The sequence below is a fragment of the Actinospica sp. genome (genome assembly GCF_035552695.1).
In the GTDB taxonomy this organism is placed as follows: domain Bacteria; phylum Actinomycetota; class Actinomycetes; order Streptomycetales; family Catenulisporaceae; genus Actinospica.
In genome coordinates this window covers 24,675-45,731 of the sequence record NZ_DASZKT010000125.1, presented here as the reverse complement: position 1 = coordinate 45,731, position 21,057 = coordinate 24,675, and the positions used below count along the sequence as shown (strand labels likewise).

Here is a 21,057-nt window from a genome sequence, read left to right as displayed (position 1 = left end):
TCTGGTCGGCCACGCGCCGCCGCTCGATCGGGGCGGGAACCGGCGTTGCGGGCATGGTCACGGCCTTCCTGGCTCGGGCATTCACCTACGCGACATTAACCTCCCTGGTAGGTCCGCGCAAGTGCGGTGCGCAAACCTACTCAATAGGTTAGTCTCCGTGAACACGGGCAGTTGAGACGGCGAGAAAGGAGGCGGCCCCCGATGGGCAGGCCGCGCCGCCGACGGTTCGTTCCACCGGCGGCGACGGGCAGCGGTTCGGATATTCAGCGCAGTGGTGCACTGGCGATTCGGCAGAGCGCGTCCCGTCCGGCGTCAAATGGCTAAAAAAGCCATTCCGCGCAACGGATGAACGTGGATAGCGGTATGGCAGATCTCGTTTTCCTGCCCACGATTTGATCATTCGTGATGAAGGGGCTAAGTCCCTGGTGGCAGGGCACGTTAATGAGCGGTCCACTGTTGCACCCGCGCGTTCGTAGACCGCCGAGAACCGGTCTACTTTTTAAAGAATAATTCATCGATGTATCACGGTCCTCATGCGGAGCGTAGCGAAGATTCTGCTTAGTCTTTGAAAGGAGATCAATGATGATCCTCTCTCCCCAGAACCATGTCCAGCAGCCGAGCCCGAACCGGTTGTCGGCGAGGCGGAAGCGCGGATGGCTCGCGTCCGCCGGGCTGGCGTCCGCGATGGTGCTCGCCGCCTCCGGCACGGCCACCGCGGCGACGGCCCCGCCCACCGGCGGCGCTCCCGTGTCCGGGCCGGCGGCCGGGGGCGCGACGGGCATCATCGACGCCACCTCCGCCGCGGGCTTCACCATGAAGACGGCGACCGGCGTGGAAGTGACCGTCGACGAGACCTCATCCACCAAGACCGTCAACGGGCCGGCGAGCGCCGTGCGCGTGGGCACCAGCGTCCTGGTCCTCGGGGTGGTCTACATCGCGACCATCGATGCCACCACGGTCGAGGTGCAGCGCCACGGCGACGGCGGAGCCGCGGCTGCCGCGGCGGACGGGGTGGTTCCCTTCCAGCCGGGTGTGCCGTCGCCGGTGAAGTCGGTCGGCACCATCCCGGCCGCCTACACCGAGGGTGTGGGCACGCTCGTCAGCGGCACGGCGGCGGACAAGGCGGTCGAGGCCGCGCAGGTCCTGTTCCCCGGCGGTGTCGTCGACCGCGTGGTGCTGCTGAGTGACGGCAGCTACGAGGTCCACAACAGCAGCGTCAACTGGCCTCACCACGTCTTCGTCACCGCGCACTTCAAGGTGCAGGGCGCCGAGTAACCACCGCTGCCGCCTCCCGGCCCCTGGCCGGGAGGCGGCAGCGACCCGGCTCGGGTGAGCTGCCCGCCGATTCCTCTCGGCGTCCTCCGGCTCTGATTTGAGTCTTCGCGTCCTAACCGGTCAAAGGAGCCCGATGTCCTCTCCCCACCCCCGCACGCCCACGTCCGCCGCCGGACGCTCGCGCCGCAGCGTGCTGCGCCAAGCCGCCTCGCTGGCACTCCTCGGACCCGCGCTGACGGCCCTCGGCGGCACGAGTGCGGCCGCCGCCACCGCGAGTGCCGGCGCGTCGCTCGACTTCGAAGGAGTCACGCTCAAGGTTCTCTGCAACACCCCGCACCTGACCATGTACACCAACTTCCTGGCCCCGGCCTGGCAGCAGTTGACTGGTGGCACGCTGCAGACGACGGCTGTCAACTACACCCAGTTGGCGGGGACGATCATCCAGGACGTGCAGAGCGGGACCGGCGAATTCGACTGTTTCGATTACTACTACTACCTGCTGGGGGAGATCGCGCACGCCGGAGCACTGGTTGACCTGACCAGCTGGATCGCCACGCAGAGGGACCTCGACACCAGTGACTTCCTGCAGTCCCGCTACGACCCGTACACGCTCTACCGGCACCAGCGCTACGGCCTGCCGTACGACGGCGACCAGCACCTGGTCTTCTACAACCAGGAACTGCTCGGCACCTACGGGCTCAAGCCCCCGACGACGTGGGACGAGTACGACGCCGCCGCCAAGACGATCACCGAAGGCGGTGGCGGTGCGTACTACGGCGCCGTCGTGACGGGCGAGCCGGACCCCATCGTGCTGGGTCCCCCTTTCATCAACCGGCTGGTCGGCTACGGCGGCGACCTCGTCGACCGCTCGGGCCGACCGACCCTCACCACGGACGCCGCGCTGGCGGCCGCCCAGCACCTGATCGACATCGCACCGTACGCGGTGCCCACGCCCACCTCTACCGGCTTGGGCACCGCCACCACCTCCTTCATGGCGGGTCAGGCCGCCCTGGTGGAGACCTGGGCGGACGAGGCGCACAGGTTCGCCGACCCTACGCAGTCGAAGATCGTCGGAAAGTTCGGCGCGACGGCGCTGCCACTCGGCGGGGGCAACACCCGCCGCCGCACACCGCTCGACGGGGGCTACGGCCTCGGCGTGTCCGCCGCCTCCAAGAACCGGGATGCGGCGCTGGCGTTCATCAAGTGGGCGACCGGCACCGACGAGATGCTGCTGGAGACCACCCAGAAGAACAGCGCCATCGATCCCAATCGCGGGAGCGTGCTGAACTCCTCCGCGTACTCCGCGTACGTCGCGAGCGCTCCAGTCCCCTTCGACCTGATTCGGGCTGGACTCGTCGGCACGCCCATGGTCTGGCCCAACGGTCCCGCCGACCCCGCCAACCTGCAGGGTCTCGTCAACCAGCTGGCCCTGGCGATCGAGGGCAAGCAGAGTGCCGGCACGGCACTGCAGAACGCGCAGCAGGCCTGGACCTCGTAGGGCCGCGGCCCCGGCAAGGGCGCGAGGGTGCGGCAGAGGCCGGGAGATGGAGATCGCGGCCGCTCGATCTCCACAGCGCGAGAGTCCGGACACGGTGCGCCGGTCCGGACTCTCGCGCTGTGGAGCCGAGGAGGCTGTGGCACCGAGGAGGCTACGCCGCGCCTTTCGTAGGGTGTTCCGACGGCCGCTTCGATGCGTTGTCATGTGGCGGGGGTGCTTCGCTGCGGGACTTCCACCAAGCGCGGCCCGGTGGCCGTCATGCCCGATGTGACGATGCCGTTCAACTCGTCGAGATGCTCGATCCGCTCGGCCCGCCCGGCGTCCGCGTCGTCATCCTGACCAGCTTCGGCGAACTCGCCAGGGTGGGCAAAGCCATCGAAGTCGGCGTCGCCGGCTACCTGGTCAAGGACGCCGCGCCGGATGAGATCGTCGCGGCCATCCGCGCCGCCGCCAAAGGGGAGATGCACCTCGACGGCGCCGTCACCCGCCGGCTGACCCGGCAGATGCTGGTGCCGTCGGACGGCCTGATGAGGCTTTCCGCGCGTGAGCGGGACATTCTCGTGCTGGTGGCCGCGGGTAAGTCGAACCGGCAGATCGCCGACGAACTGACCATCAGCGAGCGCACCGCACGCACCCACGTTAGCAACATCCTGACCAAGCTCGATCTCAGGTCGCGGACCCAGGCGGCGCTCCTGGCCATCCAACAGGGCATCGCCCCGCTGCTCATGGCCTGAGCACGGCGGACGCGTCGCAGTCTCATATGTCCAGCACGAGCCGCGGGCCACGGGCGCGGGAGCAGCAGATCATCATAACCTTGCCATACTGCCGTTCCCGTGGCCTGAGTACGAAGTCGCGATGATCCGCGGTGCCTTCCAGCACAGGGGTTTCGCACACTCCGCAGGTACCGACCCGGCATTCGGCTTCGGCATAGATGTCGGCCCGCTCCAGGGCGTCGAGAATCGTGACGCCCGGCGGGACCTGGACGGTCACCCCGGACTGCGCGCATTCGACCTCGAATGCCGTGTCGGCCGCCGGGTCCGCCGGCGGTGGAGCGAACCGCTCCACGTGCACGGAGCCGGGCGGCCATCCGGCACAGCGTTGCTCGACCGCGCGCAGCAGCGATTCCGGGCCGCAGCAGTACACGTGGGTTCCCGGTTCGGGGGCCCGCAGCAGCGCGTCGAGGTCCAGCGGTCCGGCCTCGTCCTGCGGTCGTACCTCGATGTCGCCGCCGAGCGCGGCGAGTTGCGGTAGGTAGGCCATGCCCGTGCGGGTGCGCCCGCCGTACGCCAGCGCCCAGCGATCACCGCGGGCCGCCACGGCGCGGACCATCGGAAGCAGGGGGGTGACGCCGATGCCGCCCGCGATGAACAGGTAACGTTCAGCGGCCCGCAGCGGGAAGTCGTTCCGAGGGCCGCGGGCCTCCAGCCGCTTGCCCGCCACGAGCATGTTGTGCACGTAAAGCGAGGCGCCGCGACCACGCGGTTCCCGCTGCACCGCGACGGTGAGCGTGTCACGGTCGTCGGGGTTCCCGCACAGCGAGTACTGGGCGGTCAGGAACCGTGTGAAGATCAAGTCGATATGCGCTCCGGGCTCCCATCGCGGCGCCTCGCCGTCGACCCTCCGCAACGTCAGCTCGACGACCTGATCCGCGATGTGGCGCCTGCCGACGACTTCGATGGGGAATTCCGCGTCCCTGTTCACCGCACGGCTCCGGCTGCCACGCCGCCTGCCCGGCCCGACGGCCCCGGCATGGTCGACTCCGCGCCGCTCCACACCGACGACGTCGCGGACGCCGCTTCGAATGGGCAAGCGTCGAAGTGCACGAGCATCTCCTTAGCTCGGGATCGAAAGGGACGGCGTGGCGAATCCGCCGCCCCGATGCGGAGGTCAGCCGTTCCGGGCGTCGGCGGGGTTTTCGAATTGGATGCCGCCGTCGGTGGTGATCTCGTCGAACTGGTCTGAGGGCGTGGCGGGGAGCTGGATCGGCGGGATGCCGATGGTGTAGAGGAGGAGTTGCTCGGTTGCGGTGTAGTGGGCGTCCTCACCGGGGTCGGCCTCGACGGCGCCGAGCCGGGCGATCTTGGTGTCCTCGATGGTTCCGGTGCCGGAGAGCACGACCGTCAGGCGGCGGGCGTCCGCGCTGCTGCTGGTCCAGGAGGCGCCCGCGTCGATCTTGACCATGTCGATCCAGAACGCGCGATCGGTGAACGAGCCGAAGAACTTCCGTTCGACGCCCTCGACTCCGGGGATCGGCAGCCAGTTGTACCGGTCGGGGTGCATCTTGATGACGCCCTGGTAGCGGGGTCGGGGGAATTTGGTGGGGCGTTGTTCGCGGCGGTCGCGCTGTGCCTCGGCGTTGCCGGGACCCCGCCCGCGGCCGGCGGACATGCCGAGGCCGGAGGCGCCGGCGAACTGCAGTACGAGCTGCAGCTGCTTCGGCTCGCCGATCTTGTCGTCCTGGGGGCCGTAGGTCTGGCCTTCGGGGAAGTAGCCGATTTCGCCCTCGTGCAGGATGCCCTGCTCGCCGAGGTTCATGTCGCCGACCACGGGCAGCCGGATCTGCTCGAAGGTGTGGCGGTGCCGGGGCATGGAGAAGTCGGCCTCGTTGCGGCCGAGGATGTAGCGGTAGTTCTCCAGCGGCTTGCTGCGGTCGCCCATGAGCAGGTAGTTGAACGAGACCGTCCCACGCGGGTGGTCCATGCTGAACGCGTTCTCGTCATACACAGCGATCTTCATCTGCACTCACTCCGTCGGTGGTGGATGCCGTACCCTCACCTCACAGGAAACCAACTAGGTAGGTTAGTGTCAAATTTGAGCCTCACTCTGGGCCTGCTCCGTCAGGCGCCGCGTCGCTCGTGCCCAGTTCTTTCGACATGGTCGAAAAACCATCGCCATGGCTTCTCAGCAGGAAAGCTCACTAGTAGGTTCCATGTTGGAGGGGCATCGCCGAATGCCACCAAAGATGCCCCTCTCCTAACTTCTGCATTGTCGAACTCCGGCGTGAGGTGTCCTCCATGAACGCGGTTCCGTTCCAGTCCGTCCGCCCGGCGAATGCCGTGCGGGGATCCCGATGAAGATCGCTGTCCGACGGACCTACTACGGCGACCGGCTCTGCTTTCCCGGAGCCGTCCCCGACGCACTGGTGGACGTGCGCGGCGTCTATGCCCGGATGCTCATGCTGCGCGACGGCCTGGAGCGGGACGACGCGATCGTTCGCACCGAGCACACGATCGCCGCCGACCTGCCCGGTCTGCTGCGCGACGATGCCGGCCTCGGCGAGGTACGCCGGGTGCACGACTGGGCGCTCGAGCGTGCGCAGTCGGGTGACCTGCACGAGGGCTGTACCTGGTCGCAAGCGCCTGAACTGCTCGGGGCGCCGGTCGGCAGACCGCACACGGTGTGGGGTATGTCGGGCAACTACCCGCGCGAGGCCGCGGATCCCGCGGCGGCCGGATCTGCGCAGCCGGAGCGCCCCGCGGCCCCGCCCAACCAGCGCGGCTTCCTCAAGGCGGCGGGGGCGCTGGCCGGGCCGTACGACAACATCCGATACCCGTCGATCAGCCACCACGTCGTACCCGAGATCGAACTCGCCGCGGTGATCGGCCGACGCTGCCATCGGCTGCGGCGCGAGGAGGCGATGTCGGCGGTCGCGGGGTACGTCGTCCTGTGCGACATCGGGGCGCGGGACATCGGGGCGATGGACAACCGGGCCCTGGACCGCGCCAAGGGCTTCGACACGTTCGCCGTCATCGGGCCCTGGTTCGTCACGGCCGATGAGATCCCCGATCCGCACAAGCTGCGGATCCGTGCCTGGGTCAACGGCCAGGTGCGCCAGGACGGGAACACCGCCGGGATGCTGCACGACCTTCCCGAGCAGCTCGAGTGGCTCAGCTCGGCGCTGACGCTGCGTCCCGGCGACGTCGTTTCCACCGGCACCCCGCCGGGGCCGGCCCCGATCGAGCCGGGCGATGTGCTGCGCGGCGAGATCGACGGCCTCGGCGTGCTCGAATGCGCGGTCGTCGCGGAATCCGATGCCGGCGCGGCATGACCGAGACCGCGCGCGACGCCGCACGGCTCGATCACCCTTACCCCTGCTAAGGAGCAGCGCGATGTCCAAGCCAGTTCTGCAGATCATCGTGGGCAGCACTCGGCCCGGCAGGGTCGGTACCGCCGTGGCCGAGTGGTTCCAGAGCCTCGCGGTCAAGCACGACGCGTTCGCCCCCCTGCTGATCGAGCTCGCCGACATGGGCCTTCCGCTCTACGACGAGCCCAAGCCGCCCCGCCTCGGGAAATACGTGCATGAGCACACCCGCCGGTGGAGTCAGACCGTCCTGGCCGCCGACGCGTTCGTCTTCGTGGTCCCCGAGTACAACCACGGCTACAACGCCGCGACCAAGAACGCGCTCGACTTCCTGCACAACGAGTGGCGCGGCAAGCCGGTCGGCTTCGTCTCCTACGGCGCCGCCGCGGCGGGCGCCCGCGCGGTGCAAGGCCTGCTGCCGGTGGTCGCGGCCCTCGGCATGCTGTCGTCCGGGCGCGCGGTGACGATCCCGCAGATCGCCCGCGCGGTTCGCCCGGGAGAGCCGTACACCGGCAACGAACGCGCCGACGAGGGCGCCGCGCTGCTCCTCGACGAACTGTCCACGTTCACGGAACTGCTCGCCGGGCGAAAGCCCAAGTCAACGAATACGGAGTGATACGACATGAGCGCACTGACACTGGATCAGGCCTCGGAGATCGTCGATGCCGCGCTCGCCAAGGCGCACGAACTCGGCCTGCGCCCGCTGGCGGTGACCGTGCTGGATCCCGGCGGCAACCCGATCGTCCTCAAGCGCGAGGACCGCGCCGGCATCCTGCGCACCGGCATCGCGAACGCGAAAGCCTGGGGCTGCGTGGGCATGGGCGTCGGCGGCGCCGCCGGAGCACGTCACGCCACCCGCGACCCCGCGTTCTTCGCCGCGCTCGCCGCCATCTCCGAGGGGCGCATCGCGTCCTCCCGCGGCGGCGTGCTCATCCGCGACAAGGAGGGTGAGGTCCTCGGCGCGGTCGGCGTCAGCGGAGACCGGCCGGAGAACGACGAGGCCTGCGCCGTCGCCGGCGTCGAGAGCCAGGGCCTGACCGCCGACATCGGCTGACGGCTTCGCCCCGCAACACCGCGCAGCACCACGCAGCACCACGCAGCACCACGCAGCACCACGTACCTCGCCCGAGGTGCCCGTGCCGCACCTGCATGAACCGCACATCCACCACCAAGTCAATGACGACCGGAGGGTGACCAGATCGTGAAAACAGACCACACCGCCATCGAAGCCACACCGCGGCGCACAGCCGCCTTGGTCGTATGCGTGATCGGCGGATTCCTGACGCTGCTCGACGTGAGCATCGTCACCGTCGCCCTGCCGTCGATGGAGAAGTCTCTGCGGATGACGCCCGCCGAGGTCTCCTGGTCCCTGTCGGGCTACTCGCTCGCCTTCGGCCTCGCTCTGGTGCCGGCCGGCCGGCTCGGCGACCTCTTCGGCCGACGCAGGCTTCTGCTGATCGGCATCCTGCTGTTCGCCGTCACCGGCATCCTGTGCGGCGCGGCCACCAGCGCCACCATGCTCATCGTCGCACGCCTGGCCAGAGGCGCGGCGGCCGGAATCGTCGCTCCCCAGGCCATCGGTCTGATTCAGCAGATGTACTCGCCGAAGGAGCGCGGCAAGGCATTCGGCATCTACGGAGCCGCGGTGGGCATCTCGACCGCGATCGGCCCGCTGCTCGGCGGGCTGATCCTCAACGGCTTCACCGGCACCGACGGCTGGCGCTACGTGTTCTACCTGTTCGTCCCGATCGCCGCGCTGGCCTTCGTACTCGGACTGTTCATTCTCCCGCAGGATCGGCCGCGCTCCGAGAACCACAGCCTGGACGGGCTCGGCGCGTTGCTGCTCGGTGCCGGCATGGTGTTCCTCATGCTGCCGCTGATCGAGGCCTCGAGCAGCGGGTCGAAGCCCGGTTGGTGGAGGCTCCCCATCGGCGTGGTGCTGGTCGCCGCGTTCTTCGCCTGGGAATACCGGCTCGAGTCCCGAGGCGGCGCGCCGCTCCTGTCGCCGAAGCTCCTGGCCATCCGCGGCTACTCGGTGGGAACCGCGATCGGCTTGACCTTCTACGCCGGATTCACCGGGATCTTCCTGAGCTTCGCCCTGTTCTTCCAACAAGGACTGAAGCTCACGCCGCTGCACGGCGCCATGGACACGATCGTGTTCGTGATCACCTCAGCGGTGATGGCCATCATCTGCGGCCGCATCGTCCACCGCTTCGGCCAGCGGATGGTCGTCGTCGGATGCCTGTGCACCGCGGTCGGGCTGTTCCTGACCGCGCTGCTGATACGGCACGTCACCGCGGGCAACGCCGCCGCCGACCTGTTCGCGCCGCTGCTGCTGGCCGGTTTCGGCGCGGGCATGGTGATCACGCCGAACCAGACGCTCACGATGCACAGCGTCCCACGCACCGACGGCGGCACCGCGGCAGGCGGATTCCAAACCGGACAGCGCATCGGCACCGCCATCGGCGCGGCCGTGGGCGGGTCGCTCTTCTTCGGCCGGCTGACCAGCTCGCTCTCGGGCGGCTCCAAGCCGGCCGGCGGTTCGTCCCCGGGAGCGTCCGGTTCGACCGGCGGTTCTTTCCCGGGAGCGTCCGGTTCGGGTTCGACCGGCGGTTCGTTCCCCGGCGCGTCCGGCTCGGCCGGCGGCTCCTTCCCGGGCTCCGCGAACCTCCACCAGGCGGCGAACCTGACCGCCAGCTACCAGCACGCCGCGCAGGTGAGCCTGTTCGGCTCCGCCGGCCTGATCGCGCTGGCGTTCGTGATCGCACTGGTCGACGTCCTCGTGCGGCATCGCACATCGACCGCGGAAGAAACCGCTCTCGTCCCGTCCGCCCAAGCCGGAACCGTCTGACCGTCTGACAACTCAGGATGCTGTGTCAGCGCCGCCGCAGGGCGCGCGCTGACACAGCATGCTGAGTTGCGCGCGTTTTCGCATCAAAAGAGTTTCGCATCAAAAGAATTGTCCATTCAATGAAATGGCGAAGGCGCGGCGCACCGCGCCATTGTTATTCTCCGATCATGACTATGGCGCGGGATTTGCTGATCGGCGGGAAGAACACGCCTGCTGCCAAGGGGCGGACCACTACGGACGTCACCCCCTACACCGGCCAGGCCTTCGCCACCGTAGCGGCGGCCGAGCCCGAGGACGTCACCGCGGCCGTAGACGCGGCGCAGGCCCGGTTCGAGGGGTGGGCCGAGCTGGACCCCTTCGCCCGCCGCAAGATCTTCGTCGCGGCAGCCGACGAGTTGGAACGGCGCGGCGATGAAGCGGTGGCGCTGATCGCGGCCGAAACGGGTGGCCTGAGCGGGAGTGCGCGGTTCAACGTGGCACGGGCCGCGGACATCCTGCGCGAGCTGGCCGGCAGCATCACCGCTCCGCTGGGCGAGGTGCTGACCTCCCACGAAGCCGGGACGCTCAGTATGGCGATGCGGGCTCCCATGGGCGTGGTGGCGGCGCTCGCGCCGTGGAACGCGCCGTTGATTCTCGGCGTACGGGCGGCGGCGGCGCCGCTGGCGGCGGGAAACACCGTGGTGCTCAAGCCGAGCGAGGAGGCGCCGCTGATGTCGGGGCTGTTCATCGCCGACGTGATGCGCGACGCCGGTCTGCCCGACGGCGTGCTGAACGTGGTCACCAATGATCCGGCCGACGCCTCCACGATCGTCGAGACGCTGATCTCGGATGAGCGGGTGCGGGCAGTGAACTTCACCGGCTCGTCCGGAGTGGGCAGGATCATCGCCTCTCTCGCCGGCCGACACCTCAAGCCGGCGGTTCTGGAACTGGGCGGCAAGAATTCGATCATCGTGCTCGAGGACGGCGACGTCGACTACGCCGTGGCGGCGACCGCCTTCGCCGCGTACTCCAACGCCGGTCAGGTCTGCATGTCCTGCGACCGGATCCTGGTGCACGAATCGCGGGCGCGGGAGTTCACCGAGAAGTTCCTCGCGAAGGTGTCGACGCTCTCGACCGGGACACCGCAGGACCCCGCCGCCAAGGTCGGGCCCATGATCAATCCTGCTGCCGCGCAGCGCGTTTCACGACTGGTGACGGACGCCGTGGCGTCGGGGGCCGAGCTGCTCGCCGGCGGCGGTGAACCCGATGGCGCCATCCATCCCGTCACGGTGTTCACCGACATGCCCAAGCAGGCTCAGCTGTTCTACGCCGAGACGTTCGGCCCGGTGTGCTCGATCGACACCTTCGGGTCCGAGGAGGAGGCGATCGCCAAGGCGAACGACACCGAATACGGGCTGACCGCGGGCGTCATCACCGAGAACGCCACGCGAGGCCTGCAGGTCGCGCTGCGCCTGCAGACCGGCATCGTGCACATCAATGATCAGACGCTGGGTGACGAACCGCAGGTGCCCTTCGGCGGGTTCAAGGCATCGGGAGTCGGGCGATTCGGCGGGCGCTGGTCGAGCGAGGCGTTCTCCAACACGCGGTGGATCACGATCGCCACCCGGCATGTCAACGCCAAGTTCCGGATTTGAACGCGCCAGGTGGACCGGGAGCCGGTGATGATCGATTCGGGCCTGACTCGGCATCACGACTGCGAGGAGCGCGCCACCCCGAGCGCCTGGGAGATGCCCAGCGCCGCTGCCGCGACGGCGGGGACCACCCGCCGCGCCGAGGGATCGTTGGGCACGATGACCGACAGCGCAGCCGCCACCCGATCGTGCCGGTCGCGCACCGGGGCCGCCACCGAGACCGCCTCTTCGTTGATGAATCCGGCGCAATAGGCATGGCCGCGGTGCCGGATATCGCTGAGCAGCGCTCGCAGCGCCCGTGGCTCGGTGATCGTGTAGGGCGTGAATGCGCGCATCTGGTCGGCCAGAACGCTTTCCTGCAACGCCGCGGACGCGTGTGCCAGCAGGACCAGTCCCGACGCGGAGGCGTGCAGCGGCAGCCGGCCGCCGACACGACTCAGGTTGCGGACGGCGCCTCGCGCCGAGAGACGCTCGATCGAGAGGACTTCTCGGTGCTCGAGCACGCTCAGCTGAGCATGATGTCCGACGACACCGTGCAGGTCCTCCATGTGCGGCATGGCTGCTTCCCGCAGGTCGAGGGTCGGCGAAGCCCGGACGGCCAGCTCCCACATCCGCACCCCGATCCGGATCCGCCCTCCGTCGCGTCGCAGCCAGCCGTATCCCACCAGCTCGTTGACGATCCGCCAGGTGGTCGCGGTCGGCAGGTCCGCGCGACGGGCGAGCTCGGTGACGGTGATCGCCGGAGTATCCGGATCGATCGCCTCAAAGATCCGCACCATCCGGGACAACACGGACTCGCCGCTGTTCGATCTGGCCATGGTCGCCGCTGATTCCGCTCAGAGTTGCCACCCGGCCGGCTGGCAGGATCCGGCGACCGGGGGTCGTGCATCCCCCCGGGTCTGGCCGGTGTCCTCGAACTGGCCGACGGACGGTTCGGTACATGTAACCTACCAAGTAGGTACGGGGAAGTCCATCTCCGCTTCGTGTCGTTGCCATTACCTACTAGGTAGGTTATCGTTGGCTCCCGTGGACCGTGGAGATCCGAACGGATCGCGGAGTTCGTGTCCCACCCGCCCTTTGGAGGTCGTCATGCCCCTGCTCGATCCCGCCCACTGGTCCGGCGAGGCCGGAGCGCCGCGTGTCTCCTGAGAAGTCGGTCGACGCCCCCGTGGTGATCGTCGGTGCCGGACCCGTCGGGATGTTCCTCGCCCTGGACCTGGCGTCCCGGGGCGTTCGCTCGATTGTGATCGAGCAGAACACCTCGCACCGCGCATACCCCAAGGGCAACACGCACAACTCCCGCACGATGGAGCACTACCGACGTCTGGGCCTGTCCGACGCGGTACGAGCCGTCGGTCTGCCGCCCGAGCACTCCGCCGACGTGGCCTATCTGACCCGCCTCAACGGTCACGAGGTCATGCGCCTTCGCATGCCCACCGAGGCGGAGAAGATAGCGCAGGTGGCAGCGCACTCGGTGACCGACCAGCTCCCCGAGCCGCTGCACCGCGGCAACCAGATGTATGTCGAGCAGGTCGTGTTCCAACGGCTGCTGAGCACCGAGGCGGTGACGCCGCGGCTGGGCACGGAGTTCCTCGGGTTCGAGGAGCACGACGACACGGTCAGCGTGCGCGTGCGGCCGGCCGCGGGCGGCCCCGAGGAGGTCGTCACCTGCCAGTACCTGGTGGGTTGCGACGGAGGGGGCAGCCTGGTCCGTCGGCAGATGGGGATCGTCTACGAGGGCGAGGAGGAGTCGGAGGGGTTCCTCACCGGCCGGCGCCGCTCGAAGTACCTGCGCATCCCGAACCTGATCAAGGACGTCGTCAGGGAACCCGCCTGGCAGTACTGGATGGTCCGGCCGGGCAGGATCGCCACCCTGATCACGCTCGACGCCCGCGAAGAGTTCCGGATGACCGTGGTCGAGGGCGACGCGGACGATGACGACGCCCTGCGCACGCTCATCGACGACGTGGTCGGCGAGCACGTCGACGTCGAGATCCTCGGATCCCAGGACTGGTTGTCCGGCCTGGCGCTCGTCGCCGCGCGTTATCGTGCGGGCCGCGTGCTGATCTGCGGCGACGCGGCCCATCTGTTCACGCCGACCGGCGGGTTCGGTATGAACACCGGAATCGACGACGCGGCGAACCTGGCCTGGAAGCTGGCGGCGTCGGCCCAGGGTTGGGCCGGTCCCGGCCTGGTGAACAGCTACGAGGCCGAACGCCAGCCCGCGGGCCGGCGCAACACCCGCGCGGCGCTCGACCTCGGGAGCTCCTTGAAGGGCCTTCAGCTGGATCCGGCCCTGGACGAGGACACGCCGGAAGGGCACCAGGCCCGGGTGGAACTCGCGGGCCGCCTGGAGACGCAGAAGGACGCCTTCGCCTCGCTCGGGGTGCAGCTGGGCACGCGTTACGAGGGCTCGCCGATCATCTGGCCAGACGGCACACCCGCGCCCGAGGGCGGTTATGACAGCTACGAGCCGTCCGGCCGCCCCGGCGGAAGGGCACCGCATCTCTGGCTGTCCCAGAAGCTGTCGCTCTTCGACGTCCTCGGCCCGGGATTCACGCTGCTGCGCCTCGCCGCCGACGCTCCGTCCGGCGATGCCCTCGTCGAGGCGGCGCGCCGGCTGGGGATCCCGCTGGCGGTCGTCGAGGTCGAGCTTCCGGAGGCGCGTGGTCTCTATGGGAGCAGTCTCGCGCTGATCCGGCCGGACCAGCACGTGGCTTGGCGGGGAGACCGGCTCCCGGACGTCGACGCGTTGCTCGCCCGGGTCACCGGCGCCTGATCGCCCGGCCGGCGGAGCGCTAGCGCTCGCGCCGGGTCTGCAGGGTGTGGTAGCCGAGCCGAGTTCGCGCCTCCCGCAGGGACGCGCCGTGTTCCACCTCTCGACGGATGACCTCTTCGGCGTGCTCGATCTCGGTGACGACGTCGAGCACCTCCTGCTCGCGTTCTGCGGGCACGACGACGACACCGTCCGCGTCGCCGATGAGCACGTCCCCCGGGCGCACCCGCACGGTCCCGAGCACCACCGGCACCTGCCGGCCGACGATCTTCACCCGGTCCTTGCCCGTGCGCATCCAGGAGCCCTTGCTGAACAGCGGATACTCCAGTTCGAGCGCGCGGTCGCTGTCGCGGCAGATCCCGTTGATCACGGTGCCGCCCAGGCCGCGCCGCTGCGCCACGAGCGTGAGAATGTCGCCCCAGACCGTCGCGTCGAGGCGTCCTCCGTTGTCCAGCACGACGACGTCGCCCGGCGCGACCTCCTCGATGTAGTCGCCCACGGTGCCGCCCGCCTCGTCGATCGGCTGGTACTGCACCGTGAACGCCCGCCCGGCCAGGTGGAAGCGCCGGTCGATGGGCCGGATCTCCGCCACCTGCCCCGGGATGCCGAGCCGGTCCAGTGCGTCGGAGACAGCCGGTGTGGAGAATCCCGAGAACGCCTTCACGACCTCATCCATGCTTTTCCACTTCCTCACTCGGATTTCCCGCGCGCTTCTCAGTCGCCTACGTGCTTTCGCTCCCAGGCCGGCGTGTGCCGGAAATCCTCACCGAGGGACCCGATCGCGATATCCGCGAAATAGCCGTCGTGGAACTCGCCGCCCGATCCGCCGGACAGCCCGATGCCGCCCACGATCCTGCTCCCGTGCTTCACCACGTAGCCCCCGGGAAGCGTCGTGAGCATCGAGTCGTTCCAGTCGTGCGGGCCACGATGGCCGGCGGACTCCTGGGCCTGCCAGAACTCCATGACCCCCGCCGTGTCCCGCTCCATCACCGCGGCCGTGTACGCCTTCCGGTGCGCCGCGCGTACGAACCGCGGCGCCATTCCGTCCATGCGCGCCGCGGCGATCAGTTCGCCCTGCTTGTCCACCACGGCAACGGCGACGCCCGGCCAGGTGCGGTCGGCCACGGCCCGCGCCGCCTCGACCACGGCGTTGACGATTTTCAGGCCCTCTTCCAGGCCCAGTGTGCTGGTGCTGTACACGTCCTCATCCTCCGGCCGGGCTGGGTGCGGGATCAGGCAGCACGCCGATGACTTCGATCCGGCAGGTACCGGTGCCTCCCAGGTCCGCGACAAGGACGTGCAGGTCCGGAGGCCTCTCCGAGTCTGCCCAGTGCGCGCGGCACAGCAGTTCCATCGAGGTCGCCGCCTCGCGAGTCGGTGCGAACACGGTGACCTGCGTCAGATCCGACAGATCGCCGCCCGCTTCCGCCATGAGTGCCCGCGCCTGCTCGAGGAGGACCGAGAACTGCTTGCCCGGGCTCTGCTCCGCGGTGAAGAGCCGAGAGGAGCAGACGAGCTGCCCCTTGCGCGCCCCCATCGCCATGGGATCACGGTGCTCGACACCCGCGATCTTCAGGGTCTTCCGCTCGCCGCCCAAGACGGCGAGAGCGTCCACCATCACCGCGTAGCCACCGGGAATGTCCGCGGGGACGTACTTGTGCGGCGGGCGGTGCCCGGAATCGGGGAACCACCGGGTCCATACGTCGTTCAGCGTGCGCCGGTCCTTCACCTCGCGCATGAACAACGTCACCCGCGCGATGTCGTCCAGGCCCCCTCCCGCTTCGCGGACGATCGACCGCATGCGCTCGAGGACGGACTCCAACTGGTCGGCGAGCGGGGATCCCGCGGCCACCGAGGGCAGCAGCCGGGGGACATGGACAAGCGGCCCCGATCGCAGCGCGACGACACGCGATCCCGGCTCGTCCGATTCGAACACCTCGCGGAAGACCGGCAGTGAGCTCACTCGCTTCCCCCGATCGTCGCAGCCATCTCGACCATGACGTCGAACTTGGCCGGAATGAAGTTCGTGAGCGTCTGCAGCGGCGGGCGGTCCGCTTCCTCCGGGAAGACCTCCGCGAGCGCCTCCCGGGTCGGTCCGGCGTGATCCGGTGTCCGGCCGAAGCTGCTGAACCGCACGACGTGGCGCGGTTTCCCGCCCGCCAGGGACAACAGTCCGAGCGCGTTCGTGAACGCCTGGCGAGCCTGCTCCTTCATCCCGCCCTGCGCGATCTCACCCTCGGCGAACGGCAGCGTCGGGTGGATGCGGGATGTGAAGACCATCCCGCCGATCTCGACGGTGGGATCCCGCGCCGGCACGCCCGGCAGGTCGATCCGCCGCCGCGTCGCCCCGAGCACCGCGAATACGTCGAGCTCGACGAGGCGGCCCGTGGGCAGCGGCGAGAGCAGCACCTTGTAGGCGGGCCTGTTCATCGGATCCGGGAAGAGCTCCTCCCACCACAGGCCGTTCACCGGTTCGCGATGCGCCTCGCTCGTCACGTACGCGGTCGCCTTCGCTATGTTCTCCAGCCCGCCGCCGGACTGCTCGGCGAGTTCCTTCATGGCCTGGAGGACGGAGCGCGCCTGCGATTCGAGACCGGCCGGTTTCCCCGCGTCGTCCAAATCCGCCCCGAGCCGAAGTGCCGTCACCTGACGGCCCACGCGCAGACCCAGTGGCGTGCCGGCTTCCCGAGCCCGCGGATAGACCTCTGTCACCCTTTCCATCGACGACCTCTCGCTCTCTTCGTCCGTCTGGACGGAAATGGTCAGTGAACGGCGATGATTTCGAGCAGCACGGTCAGCGCTCCCGCTCGGTAGCGCGTGATCCGCAAGGGCGCCGCGTCGGTATCACCGCATTGCCTGCGCCACTCGGCCCGCACCAGCGCGTCGAGGGCCGGATCCGCCACGAAGGCCCGTGCCTGCGTGACGTCGCGCCACGACATCCCCGCCTGCTCCAGCAGGGTGCTGACGTTGAGCACCGCGAAGGCCGCTTGCTCCGCTCCGTCGCGGCCCGGTTCGCCCGTGGCCGGGTCGTACGGGAGCACGCGCGACGAGAACAGGTACCGCCCGGCCTTGACCGCCAGCGGAATCGGGTTCGCGTGTGCCACCTTCGGCAGGTAGAGGGATTCGCGTGCCGCACCCAGGACCGCGAAGACGTTCAGCCGGACTTCCTCGGAACCGGCGAGCCGGGCGCGCATGAACTTGTAGGCCGGACGGCTGAGTTCGTCCGGGAACCGCTTCGTCCACACGGTGTTGATCCTCCGGATGTCGGCCGGATCGCGGAGAAGGAAGCTGACGTACGCGACGTTGTCCAGGCTTCCGCCGAGGTCCTGAAGCTGGGTGTCGATGGTCGCGAGCGCGGTGCCGACTTGACGCAGCAGGTCTGGGCGGGCGCCCTCGTCGCTTGGATCCGTGCCGGTCACTCCGCACCAGTAGACCAAATCGTCTACCCGGAGCCCCACCGGCCCGGGGTTTCCCTCGTCCGTTTCGAACAGTTCGCTGATGTCACGCACGTTCAACCTGCCTCAGCTCCGGACTGTGCGGCGGTCGTGCTTCCGGGACCTGCGGCCGCATCATCTATCGACTATAGGATGTAGTGTATGCTTTTACAAGGCTACAGGTAGCGTCGCGGGATGGCCATTGCCTGGGGCCGGCGCTACGGCTTCGTGCGTTCGAGCCGGGAGTCGGAAGCCCCCAGCAGGACGAGCGCGTTGCGCACCGTGGGCAGGTCCCGTCCGGGGTCGGCGTCGGAGACCACCCGCAGCGCCGTTGCCTCGAGGTGGCGGGCCATGGCGATGACCGCGGCCGTGGCGTCCCGGCTCTTGAAGGCGTCGAGGATCGCCGTGTGGTGGCGCTCGGCCTCCTGCCAGGACACCGCACTGCTGAACTGGGCGAGCCGCAGATAGGAATGCGTCCGCTCCCTGACCGTCGACAGCAGCTTGAGCGTCTGCGCGCCCGCGCCGGCCGTGGCCAGCCGGTGGAAGTCGTCGTGCGCCCCCCGCCAGGCCGGCGAGGTCTGCCGTTCCTCGCGCAGTTCGCGCATCCGCCGCAGGGCCTCTTCCATCGCCTGCACGACGGCGGGGGTGCGGGCGGAGACCGTCATGCTCACCGCCAGCGTCTCGAGCATGATCCGGGACCCGTACACGGCGTCGAGGTCGGCGAGGTCCACCCCGACGACGACGGCGCGCCGGTCGGGCTCGGCGTGGATGAGCCCCTCTTCCTGGAGCATGCGGAACGCCTCGCGCGTCGGAGTCCGGCTGACGTCGAGGGCGCGGGCGTACTCCGCCTGGTTGAGGACGGTGCCGGCCTCCAGCGTCCCGTCCAGGATGAGTCGGCGCAGGTGCTGATGCACGGCGAGAGCGAGGCCGCGCGGTCCGCGGGCCTCGGCCTCCAGCGGCTTGAGCTGCAAGGCCTTCCCGCCGCGGGAGCGGCGAGGCGACGGCGCGCTGCGCGGGCCCGGATCGCGCGGCGGTTCCGGTGCACGGTCTGCCGCGGCGGCCCCCTCCGAACCCGTCATCGCAACTCCTTCTCCGTGATGTCCACGTGCCCGTCGGCGCCCCGTCCGTGCACGGGTGTCCTCGTCGGTGCGGCCGGGCGCCGCAAGCCTAACCGAACGGCTCCGCCGGAGCGGAGCGCCGCGTCGATCCTTGCGGAGCAAGTTCTATAATGCATACACTTCTACTGGAGGTGATGACGATGAACCGCTCTACGGCGTCCGCCGACCCGTCCGACCGGCCGGACCTCGCGGTGGCGAGCACCGCGACAGTCGCGACAGCCTGTCCCGGACTCGCCACGATCCGCTTGAACGGCATGCCGACGCCGGCCGTCTCGGCGGACGGCTTCGTACTGCCGCTCGCCGAGGCCGCTCGCCGCGGCGGCGCGGCCGGGGCGGTGCCCGCCTCCAGCCGCGAAGCCCTGGCCGAATGGGATCGCTGGACCTCGGTCATCCTGCGGGCCGCGGCCGACGGTGTGGGCGGTCCCGGCTGGCTGCCGGAGGCCGAGGTCGAGTTCCTGCCCGCGTTGGCGGATCCGCCCACGGTCTACTGCGCCGCGGCCAACTACCGCGACCACGTCAAGGAGATGCGCTCGACCGCCGACGCCGTTCCGACCGCCCCCATGTTCTTTCTGGTGCCTCCGGCGTCGCTGGCCGGCCATCGTGAGCCGGTCGTCCGGCCCGACGGCGTGCAGCAGCTGGACTGGGAGGTCGAACTCGCCGTCGTCATCGGTCGGGAGGCCTCCTCGGTGAGCGCGGCCGACGCGGACGCGGTGATCGCCGGGTACACGGTGGCCAACGATCTGTCGGTGCGCGACTTCGCCCGCCGGAGCGATTACCCGTTCTTCCCGGACTGGTTCTCGATGAAGTCGTACACCGGCTGCATGCCCCTCGGCCCGGCGATCGTGCCGGCCGATTCCGTGCCCGATCCGATGGACCTGTACCTCGGCCTCACGGTGAACGGCGAGAAGCGGCAGGCCTCGAACACCCGGAACATGATCTTCTCCATCGCCGAGCAGATCGAGTACCTGTCCCGGATCGTCACCCTCCAGCCGGGCGACGTCATTCTCACCGGGACGCCCGCGGGCACCGGCCGGTCATGGGGCCGCTACCTGTCTCCCGACGACGTCATGGTGGCCGAGGTCGAGGGCCTGGGACGGCTGGAGACCCGGGTGGCCACCGAAGCGGGAGGTGATGGCAGATGACAGCCACCGAGGACCCCAGGCGCTATGACGTCGGAGGGTACTGGCAGCCCCGGCCGTTCCGGGTCACCCGGCTCGGCCACGTCGGCCTCAACTGCACCCTGATCGACGAAAGCCTCCACTTCTACCGGGACCTGCTCGGCTTGCGCGTCTCGGACCGGATGGACTTCAAGGGCCGCATCCCGGACCCCTCCGTCATCGAAGGCCTCGGCGACACCGGCGGCTACTTCATGCGGCACGGCACCGAGCACCACAGCTTCGTCCTGTTCAACAAGAGGGTGCGAGAGGCCGTGGACACCAAGCGGGACTTCCGCCCGCAGGTGACGATCAATCAGATCTCCTGGCACGTCAACTCGCTCCAGGAAGTGGTCGACGGCGAGGGCTGGCTGCGTGAACACGGGCAGCGGATCCAGCGCGCGGGCCGGGACATGCCGGGCTCCAACTGGCATACCTACTTCTACGACGTGGACGGCCACACCAACGAGCTCTTCTACGGCATGGAGCAGGTCGGCTGGCAGTCCAGCAGCAAGCCGCTGGACTTCTACAAGCACATGCTCAGAGAAACCGCGAAGCTTCCGCAGATCTCCGAGAACGAGGAGATCAACAACGCGATCGCGGACGGGATCGATCTGAATTCGGGGCAGCGGAACGTGCCCACCGCACCCGGGCGCCATGACGTGGGCGGTGTGCTCGCCTCCCGGCCCTTCAAGATCACCCGTATCGGCCCGCTGCGCCTCTTCGTCGACGACGTCGACGACGCCCTGGCCTTCTACCGGGACGTCCTCGGTCTGCGCGTCACCGAGGAGGTCGAGTACGACGGGCTGCGCGGCGTGCTGCTGCGGGCGGGCACCGAGCACCACTCCATCGCGGTGTACTCCATCGGGCTGCGGGAGCGGCTGGGGCTCAGCCCGCACAGCACGACGTTCGCGATCGGCATGCAGGTCGGCGGCTACCGGCAACTCCGAAACGCCCGCGCCTACCTCCTGGAGCAGGGGCTGACCGAGGTGAAGCTGCCGGCGGAACTGTTCCCCGGGATCCCCCGGGCGTTCCGGCTGCGGGATCCCGACGGCCACGTGATCGAGCTTTACGACACCATGCGCCAGGTGGTCTCGCCGCCGCCCGAGGGCCCTCATACCGAGGCCTTCGGAGACGAGTGGCCGGAGACCCTGGACGACGACGGGACCCCGTTCTTGGGGGAGCCCTATCTCGGACCGGTCGAGTGACCGAGGCGTTTGCCGGCGCGGCCCGGCGCCG

Annotated in this window: 19 protein-coding genes and 1 pseudogene; 11 read left to right on the top strand and 9 right to left on the bottom strand. The window is 69.2% G+C overall.

Annotation, left to right across the window (positions count from 1 at the left end):
- Positions 1-582: 582 nt before the first annotated feature.
- The 3 genes and pseudogenes from VG296_RS15865 to VG296_RS15855 all read left to right on the top strand — a co-directional run.
- Entirely contained in the window at positions 583-1,275 is a 693-nt protein-coding gene (locus VG296_RS15865; RefSeq protein ID WP_325566493.1) for a hypothetical protein, read from the top strand.
- Between the two features lie 133 nt (positions 1,276-1,408).
- Positions 1,409-2,773, top strand: coding sequence for an ABC transporter substrate-binding protein (locus VG296_RS15860; RefSeq protein ID WP_325566492.1), 1,365 nt, complete (start codon positions 1,409-1,411; stop codon positions 2,771-2,773).
- 314 nt (positions 2,774-3,087) lie between these two features.
- Positions 3,088-3,507 (top strand): annotated as a pseudogene (locus VG296_RS15855) (LuxR C-terminal-related transcriptional regulator); the annotation flags it as partial.
- A gap of 22 nt (positions 3,508-3,529) precedes the next feature.
- Here the strand turns inward: VG296_RS15855 and VG296_RS15850 are convergent.
- Together VG296_RS15850 and VG296_RS15845 are read right to left on the bottom strand one after the other, a co-directional pair.
- Positions 3,530-4,474 (bottom strand): PDR/VanB family oxidoreductase, encoded by a 945-nt coding sequence (locus VG296_RS15850; protein ID WP_325566490.1) that lies wholly within the window; start codon positions 4,472-4,474, stop codon positions 3,530-3,532.
- 186 nt (positions 4,475-4,660) lie between these two features.
- Positions 4,661-5,509 carry a hypothetical protein gene (locus tag VG296_RS15845; RefSeq protein WP_325566489.1) on the bottom strand — a complete coding sequence of 283 codons (849 nt, stop codon included), beginning with the start codon at positions 5,507-5,509 and terminating at the stop codon, positions 4,661-4,663.
- A gap of 334 nt (positions 5,510-5,843) precedes the next feature.
- Between VG296_RS15845 and VG296_RS15840 the strand changes: the two genes are divergently transcribed.
- The 5 genes from VG296_RS15840 to VG296_RS15820 all read left to right on the top strand — a co-directional run bounded on the left by VG296_RS15840 (position 5,844) and on the right by VG296_RS15820 (position 11,339).
- Positions 5,844-6,821 (top strand): fumarylacetoacetate hydrolase family protein, encoded by a 978-nt coding sequence (locus VG296_RS15840; RefSeq protein ID WP_325566488.1) that lies wholly within the window; start codon positions 5,844-5,846, stop codon positions 6,819-6,821.
- 61 nt (positions 6,822-6,882) lie between these two features.
- Complete coding sequence (locus VG296_RS15835) at positions 6,883-7,470, top strand: NAD(P)H-dependent oxidoreductase (protein WP_325566487.1); 588 nt, start codon at positions 6,883-6,885, stop codon at positions 7,468-7,470.
- Between the two features lie 6 nt (positions 7,471-7,476).
- Positions 7,477-7,908 (top strand): GlcG/HbpS family heme-binding protein, encoded by a 432-nt coding sequence (locus VG296_RS15830; RefSeq protein WP_325566486.1) that lies wholly within the window; start codon positions 7,477-7,479, stop codon positions 7,906-7,908.
- Between the two features lie 147 nt (positions 7,909-8,055).
- On the top strand, positions 8,056-9,705 hold the full coding sequence (locus VG296_RS15825) for an MFS transporter (protein ID WP_325566485.1): 1,650 nt from the start codon (positions 8,056-8,058) through the stop codon (positions 9,703-9,705).
- A 167-nt stretch (positions 9,706-9,872) separates the two neighbouring features.
- Complete coding sequence (locus VG296_RS15820) at positions 9,873-11,339, top strand: aldehyde dehydrogenase family protein (RefSeq protein ID WP_325566484.1); 1,467 nt, start codon at positions 9,873-9,875, stop codon at positions 11,337-11,339.
- A gap of 53 nt (positions 11,340-11,392) precedes the next feature.
- Here VG296_RS15820 and VG296_RS15815 read toward each other — a convergent pair whose 3' ends face one another.
- Entirely contained in the window at positions 11,393-12,154 is a 762-nt protein-coding gene (locus tag VG296_RS15815; RefSeq protein ID WP_325566483.1) for an IclR family transcriptional regulator, read from the bottom strand.
- A 320-nt stretch (positions 12,155-12,474) separates the two neighbouring features.
- Between VG296_RS15815 and VG296_RS15810 the strand changes: the two genes are divergently transcribed.
- Positions 12,475-14,115, top strand: a complete 1,641-nt coding sequence (locus VG296_RS15810; RefSeq protein ID WP_325566482.1) for an FAD-dependent monooxygenase — start codon at positions 12,475-12,477, stop codon at positions 14,113-14,115.
- A gap of 19 nt (positions 14,116-14,134) precedes the next feature.
- On the opposite strand, the gene VG296_RS15805 is transcribed toward VG296_RS15810, so the two are convergent.
- The 6 genes from VG296_RS15805 to VG296_RS15780 all read right to left on the bottom strand — a co-directional run bounded on the left by VG296_RS15805 (position 14,135) and on the right by VG296_RS15780 (position 18,625).
- On the bottom strand, positions 14,135-14,788 hold the full coding sequence (locus VG296_RS15805; RefSeq protein WP_325566481.1) for an RraA family protein: 654 nt from the start codon (positions 14,786-14,788) through the stop codon (positions 14,135-14,137).
- Between the two features lie 38 nt (positions 14,789-14,826).
- Complete coding sequence (locus tag VG296_RS15800) at positions 14,827-15,312, bottom strand: GlcG/HbpS family heme-binding protein (RefSeq protein WP_325566480.1); 486 nt, start codon at positions 15,310-15,312, stop codon at positions 14,827-14,829.
- A gap of 4 nt (positions 15,313-15,316) precedes the next feature.
- The gene (locus VG296_RS15795; protein WP_325566479.1) at positions 15,317-16,075 is read right to left on the bottom strand and encodes a RidA family protein; all 759 of its coding nucleotides are present in this window, start codon (positions 16,073-16,075) and stop codon (positions 15,317-15,319) included.
- The gene (locus tag VG296_RS15790) at positions 16,072-16,833 is read right to left on the bottom strand and encodes a RidA family protein (RefSeq protein WP_325566478.1); all 762 of its coding nucleotides are present in this window, start codon (positions 16,831-16,833) and stop codon (positions 16,072-16,074) included. Before VG296_RS15790 ends, VG296_RS15795 begins: the two co-directional genes overlap by 4 nt.
- Positions 16,834-16,874: 41 nt before the next feature.
- The gene (locus VG296_RS15785; protein ID WP_325566494.1) at positions 16,875-17,570 is read right to left on the bottom strand and encodes a RidA family protein; all 696 of its coding nucleotides are present in this window, start codon (positions 17,568-17,570) and stop codon (positions 16,875-16,877) included.
- Positions 17,571-17,764: 194 nt separating this feature from the next.
- Positions 17,765-18,625 (bottom strand): GntR family transcriptional regulator, encoded by an 861-nt coding sequence (locus VG296_RS15780; RefSeq protein WP_325566477.1) that lies wholly within the window; start codon positions 18,623-18,625, stop codon positions 17,765-17,767.
- Between the two features lie 179 nt (positions 18,626-18,804).
- Here VG296_RS15780 and VG296_RS15775 point away from each other — a divergent pair, with 179 nt between their 5' ends.
- Together VG296_RS15775 and VG296_RS15770 are read left to right on the top strand one after the other, a co-directional pair.
- Entirely contained in the window at positions 18,805-19,806 is a 1,002-nt protein-coding gene (locus tag VG296_RS15775; protein ID WP_325566476.1) for a fumarylacetoacetate hydrolase family protein, read from the top strand.
- Positions 19,803-21,026 carry a VOC family protein gene (locus VG296_RS15770; RefSeq protein WP_325566475.1) on the top strand — a complete coding sequence of 408 codons (1,224 nt, stop codon included), beginning with the start codon at positions 19,803-19,805 and terminating at the stop codon, positions 21,024-21,026. Before VG296_RS15775 ends, VG296_RS15770 begins: the two co-directional genes overlap by 4 nt.
- Positions 21,027-21,057: the final 31 nt, after the last annotated feature.